Annotated in this window: 8 protein-coding genes; 4 read left to right on the top strand and 4 right to left on the bottom strand. The window is 65.9% G+C overall.

What is annotated here, in order from left to right; translation table 11 throughout:
- From ACK543_RS05450 to ACK543_RS05435, 4 genes are all read left to right on the top strand, one after another.
- On the top strand, positions 1-247 hold a 247-nt coding region (locus ACK543_RS05450), incomplete at its 5' end, for a trypsin-like serine protease (protein ID WP_409941837.1).
- Positions 248-279: 32 nt separating this feature from the next.
- A complete protein-coding gene (locus tag ACK543_RS05445; protein WP_409941836.1) occupies positions 280-1,305 on the top strand; it encodes an AAA family ATPase in 1,026 nt (341 codons plus the stop codon).
- A 33-nt stretch (positions 1,306-1,338) separates the two neighbouring features.
- On the top strand, positions 1,339-2,391 hold the full coding sequence (locus tag ACK543_RS05440; protein WP_409941835.1) for a DUF58 domain-containing protein: 1,053 nt from the start codon (positions 1,339-1,341) through the stop codon (positions 2,389-2,391).
- A gap of 70 nt (positions 2,392-2,461) precedes the next feature.
- Complete coding sequence (locus ACK543_RS05435) at positions 2,462-3,508, top strand: VWA domain-containing protein (RefSeq protein ID WP_409941834.1); 1,047 nt, start codon at positions 2,462-2,464, stop codon at positions 3,506-3,508.
- A gap of 24 nt (positions 3,509-3,532) precedes the next feature.
- Here the strand turns inward: ACK543_RS05435 and ACK543_RS05430 are convergent, their stop codons facing one another.
- From ACK543_RS05430 to ACK543_RS05415, 4 genes are all read right to left on the bottom strand, one after another.
- Positions 3,533-5,638: a diguanylate cyclase domain-containing protein gene (locus tag ACK543_RS05430; RefSeq protein ID WP_409941833.1), complete on the bottom strand. Its 2,106-nt coding sequence runs from the start codon at positions 5,636-5,638 to the stop codon at positions 3,533-3,535.
- 291 nt (positions 5,639-5,929) lie between these two features.
- Positions 5,930-6,553, bottom strand: a complete 624-nt coding sequence (locus tag ACK543_RS05425; protein ID WP_409941832.1) for a Crp/Fnr family transcriptional regulator — start codon at positions 6,551-6,553, stop codon at positions 5,930-5,932.
- 328 nt (positions 6,554-6,881) lie between these two features.
- Positions 6,882-8,231 (bottom strand): glycerate kinase, encoded by a 1,350-nt coding sequence (locus tag ACK543_RS05420; protein WP_409941831.1) that lies wholly within the window; start codon positions 8,229-8,231, stop codon positions 6,882-6,884.
- A gap of 270 nt (positions 8,232-8,501) precedes the next feature.
- Positions 8,502-9,743, bottom strand: coding sequence for a urate hydroxylase PuuD (locus ACK543_RS05415; protein ID WP_409941830.1), 1,242 nt, complete (start codon positions 9,741-9,743; stop codon positions 8,502-8,504).
- Positions 9,744-9,905 lie beyond the last annotated feature (162 nt).

Below are 9,905 nucleotides of genomic sequence, written 5' to 3'. Positions count from 1 at the left end.
CGTGGTGTCGGGGCTCAAGCGCGAATTCACCTCGCCCGAAGGCAAGAGTCAGCTCAGCAATCTCATCCAGTTTGACGCCGCCGCCAATCCTGGAAACTCGGGCGGGCCGCTGGTCACGCTCGATGGCGAAGTGGTTGGGATTGTCACGGCCATCCTCAACCCCACGCCAGCCCGTACGTTTTTGGGTATCGCCTTTGCCGTGCCGATCGAAAACGCGGCTTCGGCCGTGGGCATGTCTCCGTTCTGATGCACCGAATCTATCCACTTAGGACACACACCATGGAACCAACCCCGCCCGGGAGCCTGTCGGGCTCAAGCAACGCCACCACGGCCACCCTGATGGAACAGGTGCTCTACGAGGTCAAACGCGTCGTGGTCGGGCAAGACCGCTTTCTGGAGCGCGTGATGGTGGCCATGCTGGCGCAAGGCCACCTGCTGGTCGAAGGCGTGCCGGGGCTTGCCAAGACGCTGACCGTAAAGACGCTGGCCTGCACCGTTCAGGGCAGCTTCAAGCGCATCCAGTTCACGCCTGACCTGGTGCCCGCCGATCTGGTGGGAACGCGCATGTACAACCAAAAGACAGGCGAGTTCAGCACCTCACTGGGCCCGGTGTTCACCCACCTGCTGCTGGCCGATGAAATCAACCGCGCACCCGCCAAGGTGCAAAGCGCGCTGCTGGAGGTAATGCAGGAGCGCCAGGTGACGATTGCCGGCGAGACGCACAAAGTGCCCGAGCCTTTCCTCGTGATGGCCACGCAAAACCCCATCGAGACCGAAGGCACCTACGCCCTGCCCGAGGCCCAGGTTGACCGTTTCATGATGAAGGTGCTGCTGGGCTACCCCAGCGAGGAGGAAGAGTTCGTGATTGCCCAGCGGGCGCTGGACCCGCCCGTGCAGGTGTTGCCGGTGGCCACCACGGCGCAACTGGCTGCACTGCAGGCCGAGTGCCGCACCGTGTACGTGGACCCATCCCTGCTGCAGTACGCCGTGAAGCTGGTGGCAGCGACCCGCGACCCGGCCCGCCACGGCTTGAAGGAAATGGCGGGTCACATAAGCTGCGGCGCCAGCCCCCGCGCCACCATTGCCCTGGCCGAAGGCGCGCAGGCGCTGGCCATGCTGCGCGGACGCGCCTACGTGCTGCCCGAAGACATGACCGACCTGGCCGCCGATGTGCTGCGCCACCGGATTGCGCTGTCGTACGAAGCCCTGTCCGAAGGGCTCGATGCCGATGCCCTGATCACCCGCATCATGGCCAAGGTGGCGCCCCCAGCGCGCCCGTTGCACCATGAGCGCAAGGCAGCCTGAGGCAAGACGCACGCCCGCACCAGCGCAACTGCCATGAGCAACGTCCAGCCGCCACCTGTACACCCGGCGTCAACCCCGGCCGGTCGGTCAGCACCGGGCCACTTGCCCCGGCCGCTGCCCAACCTGCCAGGTCAGGCCGACAGACTGTTGCGAGAACTGGAATGGAAGGTGATCCGCGTGCTGGATGGGCTGCTCCAGGGCGACTACCGCACGCTGATGCGGGGCAGTGGCCTGGACCTGGCCGACCTGCGCGAATACCAGCCGCACGATGACGTGCGTCACATCGACTGGAACGTGACCGCCCGGCTGAACACCCCCCACGTCCGCGTGTTCACCGAAGACCGCGAGATGTCGGCCTGGTTTCTGCTGGACGTCAGCCCATCGGTGAACTTCGGACCCCAGGGCAACGCCAAGCGCGACATCCTCACCGGGTTTGTCGCGGTGCTGGCACGCCTGCTCACCCGCCACGGCAACCGCGTGGGGGCCATGCTCTACGGCACCGGACCGTCGGCTGGCGGTGCGGTCGATACGGTGCTGCCGCCCCGCAGCAGCCGCGCCCATGTGCTGCATCTGGTGCACCACCTGCTGGCCCCGCACCGTGCCAACACGGCGCTTGCACGGGGCAAGCCAGTGACTGGCAGCGGTACCACCGATCTACAGGTGCTGCTGCACACAGCCATGGCCAACCTGCGGCGCCGCAGCACCGTGTTTGTGGTGTCGGACTTCATCAGCATGCCCGGCTGGGACAAGCCACTGGGCCAGCTGGCCCAGCGCCACGACGTGGTCGCCGTGCGCCTGCTGGACCCGCTGGAGCTGGAGCTGCCGGACGTCGGAATGATCACCCTGCGCGACGCCGAAACGGGCGAGCAGCTGCAGGTGGACACCCACGATGCGGCGTTCCGGCGGCGTTTCGCGCAGCTGGCCGCCGACCGCGAGGCCGCCGTGCGCCAGTCGCTCTCCAGGGCTGGCGCCGACACCCTGGAGCTGTGCACCGACGACCACCTGATGGACGCGCTGCTGCGCTTCCTGGATCTACGCCAGCGGCGTGTGCGAGCCCCGCGCCGCGCAGCGCAGCGAGCGGCCTGAGGTCCAGCTCGTCCATTGCCCATACCGCCTGTCAACACCGACGCCGATTGCACCCGAGGACGCTACGACCATGGTTTTCATCTGGCCCACCCTGCTCTGGCTGCTGCTGCTTGCGCCCCTATTGGCTCTGCTGTACTGGTGGCTGCTGCATCGGCGCAAGAAGACCGCGCTGACTTACTCCAGTCTGTCGCTGGTGCGCGAGGCCATGGGTGCAGGGCAGCGCCTGCGCCGCCACATTCCACCGCTGCTTTTCCTGCTGGCGCTGATCGCGCTGCTGCTGGCTGCCGCCCGCCCCATGGCCGTGATCACGCTGCCCGCGCAGAATCAGACCATCATGCTGGCCATGGACGTCTCAGGAAGCATGCGCGCCACCGATGTGGAGCCCGACCGCATCACCGCCGCGCAAAACGCTGCCAAGGCCTTCATCGCCGAGCTGCCGCGGCATGTACGCGTGGGCATCGTGGCATTCGCGGGCAGCGCCCAACTGGCGCAGCTACCCACGCAAAGCCGCGAGGATTTGATCAAGGCTATCGACAGTTTCCAGCTTCAGCGTGGCACCGCCACCGGCAACGGCATCATGCTGTCGCTAGCCACCATCTTTCCCGACGCGGGCATCGACATCTCTGCCCTTGGCGGCCGCCAGGCGATGCGCCCAAAATCCATCGACGAAATCGCCAAGCAGCAGGACCAGGCCAAGGCCTTTGTGCCGGTGGCGCCGGGCTCCTACAGCTCCGCCGCCGTGATCATGCTGACCGATGGCCAGCGCACCACCGGTGTGGACCCCCTGGAAGCCGCCAAGTGGGCCGCCGACCGGGGTGTGCGCGTCTACACGGTGGGCGTGGGCACCGTGCAGGGCGAGACGATCGGCTTTGACGGCTGGTCGATGCGAGTGCGGCTGGACGAAGAAACCCTCAAGACCGTGGCCAACCTGACCAATGCGGAGTACTTTCATGCCGCCACCGCCGCGGACCTCAAAAAGGTGTATGAAACCCTGAGCTCGCGATTGACGGTGGAAAAGAAAGAAACCGAGATCTCGGCACTGCTGGCCCTGTTGGGTGCAGTGCTCGCGCTGGCCGCGGCGGGCTTGTCAGTGTGGTGGTACGGCCGGATCCTGTAGCTTTTTGGGGCATCGCGGCCTTCGTTACACAGCGCCCAACGCCATACGCCCCGATGCGCTGGGCTGCCCCGCGTGGCGTGTCTCCACACGGTTGCGTCCCGCGCGCTTGGCGTCGTAGCACGCCATGTCCGCCGCATACAGCACCGATGCGACGTCTTGCAGGCTGGCATCCAGCACGACCATCCCGATACTCGCCCCCAAGGTGAAACTGCGTCCCTGGTAAGACGGCTGCCACGCCTGCACCGCGGCGCGCAGTTGCTCTGCCACCGCCTGGCCGCGGGCCGGAAAACACCCAGGCAAGACCACCGCGAATTCGTCACCGCCCAGGCGGGCTGCCCAACCGATCGTGCGCACGTTCGATTCCAGCAAACGGGCTACATGCCGCAAAACATCGTCGCCCGCGTCGTGGCCGGCCACATCATTGACGAGTGTGAAGTGGTCAAGGTCCAGAAACAGAACTACGCCATCACCCGCTGGCTCGCCGTCTTCGTGTGACGGCTGACGCAGCCGCGCAGCTCGCTCGACCAGAAGCGACTTGAGTTTTTCCTCGAACGCAGCCCGGTTGTACAGACGCGTCAGCGCGTCGTGCGTTCGCTCCCACAGATGCTGAGACTGCGCTTCGCGTGCGGCTGTAATGTCTTCCAGGATCCACACGGTGCCGCCAGCCATCTCTTCAGGCTGCACAGCCCGACCCTGCACGCGCGCCCAGACAGGCGAGCCATCCTTGCGGGTGAAGCACACGTCGGCGTCGAAGGCACCGTGTGACCCGAACTCGGTCTGTACCCGTTCACCCATCCGCTCGTAGTCAGCGTCGCTCGCGTACAGCGTCCGGGCCGGTCGACCCTCGAGCTCTTGGGCGGCATAGCCGAGCATCAGGGCCGCCTGGCGTCCCACAACCTCCAGGACACCGTTTCGCGAGATCACGATGCCGACGGATGCATGGTCGAGGATGGCCTTGAACTGGCCGTCCAACGCTGCCTGGTGTGCCTGCTGGGCACTGCGCTGCTGTGCCAGTCGTCGAAAGATCTCCGCGAGTTCGCCCACTTCGCCATCCGCAACGGGCCAGTCGATCGGGGCGGTCGCCACACCCAGGATGCCCTGCGCTTGGAGCTGCCGCGCGCTGTGGGTGAGCCGAGCCAGCGGCCGCGCCATCCGGGCGATCAGACCGGCGGCGACCACCCCGCAGGCGACCATGCTGACTGCGGCCAGCCACCAGGCGCTGCGCTGGGCTCCGGCCAGAGGGGCCAGCAACGCCTGTGAGGTACTCACGCGGGCGACCATCCACTGGGGCAGGGGCATACCCGCCACGCTCACGACATGGTCACGCTGCACGTGGGTCACCCCCCGGGCCACCAGGGGCAAGGGCTCTTTGAGCCAGCGCGGATACACCAAACCCAGGCCAGGCTCATCGCTGATCTTGCCCATGATGCGGGACGGGTCTGAATGCGAGAGGATGGTGCCATCGCGGGTGAACACCATCAGGCGCGAGTCATCGCGGGCCGGCAGGGTCATCGACGGAGGCAGCAGTCCCTGAGACTGCAGACGCAAGGCCCCGGCCACCACCCCCAGCACGGACCCGTCGTCGCGATGCAGCGGCATGGTGAACATGACGCGCGCCTCGCTCGTGCGGCCAGCAATCAGCTCGGATACCAGCGGCTTGCCGTCCACCAGCGTGCGGCGCAGCACGTCGCGCTCAGCAGGGTCAAGCTCGGTTGCGTCATGTATGCGGCCGCCGCGCAGATTCAGGCTCAGCTCGCCGTTGTCGCGCGCGACCTGCATGGTGTCGAAGAACTGCACGGCTGGCAGGCCTTGTTGAAGCAACCACTCCAGCGAAGAAGGAGAGGTCAGGGTCACGGGCGTGATGCCGCCCGCCACGGTGCGAAGCACCTTTTGGCTCTGCTCGATCTTGCTGGCCAACAGACGAGCTACGACCTCTACTTCTTCCGTCTGCTGACCCACCACGCGGCGAATGGCTTCCTGGGACGACGCCCTGGTCACGACCCACGCCGCCAGCGCGCCTGATAAACCCACCGCAAGTACGGCCACCAACATCAGCCGCACAACGAGGGTTCCGGGCAGGTGCCAGCCCGGTGAATCGGTGTGCGGTACCGGCGAGCGGGCCGCCGTCATGCGCGCTCCCCAACGCGTGGGCGCAGCAGGTTGCAGCGGCGGGAAGCAGAAGGCATTGGCAAGGTCCGGCCAGAGGAATTCTGAGCGAATATACGCACCGCATCCCTCCAGAGGCCTGGGTGGAACCCTCAGAGAACCACGGGGAAAAACCCTGACGCACCGACACTTTGCGAGCATCTTGCGCATCCATCAGCCCGGTGTATTGAGCTGGCGCATGCTGCACTCGATCGGCGCAGGCGCGGCCCGATGGGATGGTCCATCGCGCTGCCCCAGCGAGGGCGCCGCCAGCGGTCAGCAGCCAGCCATCGACTGCAGTGCGCGCGGCTGAGGCAGGCTGAGCACGTTGCCGGTGCCATCGACCAGACCAGCCTCGCGCAGGTGGCGCAGCACACGGGAGAAGGTCTCGGGCGCAATGCCCAACTGCGCAGCGATCAAACGCTTGCGCTGATGCAGGGTGACCTTCATCGCGCCGCTGTGGTCCGCCGTGGCGTGGTTCAGCAGCCATTTGGCGCAACGCCCTTCGGCATCCTGTGCGAGGCGGCTGACTGCCAGTTCCGACTGCTGCCGATAGCCCAGCGCCATGTCGAGCAACAAGCCGCGCGCACCCTCCGGCATGCGCGCCAGATCGTGGCGAAAGCCTTCGATCGGAAGCCGGCGCACCTGCACGCAGGTGTCGGCCACCATATCCACCGGCAACGGCAAGCCCAGCAGCGCCGATGCGGCATCGAGCCAGAAAGGGCCTTCCACGGCACCGAGCTGGTGGCGCATCAGGCCCCCTTCGAGCACGCCCCGCAGCACCCGGCCGCTCTCCAGGTGCAGCACTGCGGTTTGCACCTCGTTTCGCCGACGCAGCACTGTGCCCGCGGCGATGAGTTCGGTTTCCGGAGGGAGCGAAAAGTAGGTAGAGGGCAGCATGACAAGCAATGTGCCGCGCCGACCCGGGATGGGCATTGAGCGAGATCAAACACGCATGATGCAGGTACGGGCGGCGCGCCAGTTCTTGCGCCAACGCACTGTGCACCGGCTTTCGGGGCACCCTCCCGCCGCCCGACTCCCCAGGCTGCTCGCCGCAAAGGGGCTGAGGGCCGCGGATGCCGCACCGAGCAGGCACCATGCACCTGATGAACCACCCAGTTGCAGGGATCAAACGCGAGCACAGGCCAACGGCGCCTACCCGGGGATCGGCAGGGGCAGAGATACTGAGGAAAAAGGCCATATACGCGCATTGCCAGTGCTTTAGGTGCTACAAAATAAGTAGCGCCCGAAAGTCATTGACATTGGTATGCGTGGGTCCGGTCATCAGCAGGTCGTCGAGCCCTGAAAAAAAGCCCCAGGCATCGTTGCGCGAAAGATGGTCGTCCAAACGAAGGCCAGCCGCCGCGGCACGCCCCAGAGTGTCGGGGCTCACAAAGACGCCTGCATTGTCCTCACTGCCATCGATTCCGTCGGTGTCGGCTGCCAGCGCCCATACGCCAGCCTGCGCTTGCAGCCCCTGAACCAGGCCAAGGGCAAACTCCCCAGACCGACCGCCTCGACCGCGCACAGCGCCTGGTGGACGGGGCCGCACGGTCACCGTGGTCTCGCCGCCTGACAGCACGACACAAGGTGCTTCAAACGGCTGGCCGCGGCGCGCTGCGGCGCGCGCCAGGGCGGCATGCACCTTGCCCACTTCGCGCGATTCACCCTCAATCTCATCCGACAGTACATGCACCGCCAACCCCACGGAGCGCGCCACATCGGCTGCAGCCTGCAGCGCGCTCCACGGCGTGGCAATCAGGTGGACCTCATGGCCTGCAAACCGCGCATCGCCAGGTTTGGGCGTCTCCAGCGAGCCTGCCTGCAGCGCAATTTGCACCGACGCAGGCACGGCAATTCCATAGCGCGCCAGGATCTCCAGTGCGTCAGCGCAGGTGCTGGCATCCGGCACCGTAGGTCCGCTGGCAATGACCGAGGGATCATCCCCCGGCACGTCACTGATGGTGAGCGTGATCACGCGCGCAGGCGCGCAGGCTGCGGCCAGCCGCCCACCCTTGATCTGCGAGAGGTGCTTGCGCACGCAATTCATCTCGCCAATGTGTGCCCCGCTGTCGAGCAGCGCGCGGTTGATGCGCTGCTTGTCGTCGAGCGTGAGCCCATCACACGGCAGCGTCAGCAGTGCCGAGCCGCCGCCAGAGATCAGGCACAACACCAGGTCGTCTTCGGTGAGCCCCTGGGTCAGCGCCAGGATCCGCTGTGAGGCATTCAGACCGGCCGCGTCGGGCACGGGATGGGCGGCCTCCACCACTTCGATGCGCTGCGCAAGGCCTGGTGGGCGCGGCGGCACATGTCCGTAACGCGTAACCACGAGCCCGGACAGCAGAGCATCCACCGGCCACAGCGTCTCCAGCGCCTGCGCCATCGCACCGCCTGCCTTGCCAGCACCAAGGACTACCGTGCGCCCCGCGGCCGGCGGCTTGGGCAGATAGCGGTGCATGCCGTGCAGCGGTTGCGCATCCCGCACCGCCGCGTCAAACAGCGCGCGCAGGAACGCACGCGGCTCGGTACGGTAGTCCGGGCATGCTGCCAATGGGTTGGAATGGGCTAAGTGTTGCATGCGTAGATTTTGCAGTGACGGACCTGCGCCGCCTTAAGGGACACCGTTTGAGCTCCTTACCGCAGGGTTTTTCGTCGCCTCCACGCCATCCTAGAAACCGGCGGGTGACCTCGCCGACATGAACACCAGGTGGTGGTTCTTCCAATCAGGCCTCGGCCGCAGAGCATTGCAGCGCCAGCAGCGCCGTGTGCTGCAAGGCCCCGATGACACCACTGCGTGGGCTGGTCACGGCCGCTCATCGCACCGGCGCGCACCGACGCGGATTCACGACTAGGGCACGGGCGCACCCGCCTCAAACCAGCGGCTGATCAAGGCCCTCTCCGCGTCGGTGATGCCGGTGGCGTTGTTCATCGGCATCAACTTGGTTACGACCACCTGCTGGTAGATCGCCTGAGCATGCTGCTTTGCCGAATCGGCCGAGTCCACACGCAGGTTCTTCATCTGCACCTGCGCCCCGTGGCACAGGTAGCAGCGTTGCTCCAGAACCGCCTGCACCGATTTGTAGTCAGGTGGGGCTGCAGAGCCTGCCGAATTTGATCCAGAAGCCCCTGCCCCCACAGCACCTGCAGCCAGGGGCGGCACGGGCGCGGGGCGCATCCACACCACGGCGCCCACGATCACTGCCACACCGGCCAGCGCATAGGGCAGCGGATTGCCGTTACGACCGAGCTTGTAGCCGTGTCGCATCACGAAGAACTGGCGGATGGCAGCCCCCGCAAACATCATCAGGATGAGCACCAGCCAGTTGTGCGGGTGGCTCCAGGTAAAGCTGTAGTGGTTGCTCAGCATGGCAAAGATCACGGGCAGCGTGAAGTACGTGTTGTGCACGCTGCGCTGCTTGCCGCGCTGGCCGTGGATGGGGTCCACCGGCTGGCCCGCCTTGATCTGGCTGATGACGGTGCGCTGGCCGGGAATGATCCAGAAGAACACGTTGGCGCTCATGGCGGTGGCGATCATCGCGCCCACCAGCAAAAAGGCGGCACGACCGGCAAACCAGTGGCACGCCAGCCACGAGGCCACGCAAACCAGCACGAACACCAGCGCACCCACGATGGCGTCGCCGTTTTTTCTTTGTCCAAAAATGCGGCAGACAGCGTCGTAGAGCAACCAGAACACCACGAAAAACGCCAGAGCCACCACGATGGCGGTGGCGGGTGCCCAGTCCATGCGCGACTTGTCGATCAGGTAGGTGCTGGCGCTGTAGAGATACGACACCGTGAACAGCGCAAACCCACTGATCCAGGTGCTGTAGCTCTCCCAGAAGAACCAGTGCAGGTGCTTGGGCAATTGCGGTGGCGAGACCGCGAACTTGACCGGGTGATAAAAGCCGCCACCGTGCACGGCCCACAGTTCCCCGCTCACGCCCTGCTTTTTCAGGTCTTCGTCTTCGGGCGGCGTCAGGCTGCTGTCCAGAAAAACAAAGTAAAACGACGAGCCGATCCAGGCGATGGCGGTGATGACATGGACCCAGCGCAGCAGCAGGTTGGCCCAGTCGAGAACATAGCTTTCCATATCTCAACCTTGGCAGCGCGCGGAGCGCCGCATTTGAACGCAGTGCACCCCGGACCGGGCGAACGCGCGTTACTGGCAACCTGCTCACCACTGCGGGCGCTCTGAGCAGAACAATGGGTCGCGCACCAGGGCATGCATTGCCCGGCACCGCTGCGACCATCC

The sequence above is a fragment of the Acidovorax sp. genome (assembly GCF_046341535.1).
Lineage (GTDB): Bacteria > Pseudomonadota > Gammaproteobacteria > Burkholderiales > Burkholderiaceae_C > Acidovorax.
This window is presented reverse-complemented; position numbering and strand designations above follow the sequence as displayed.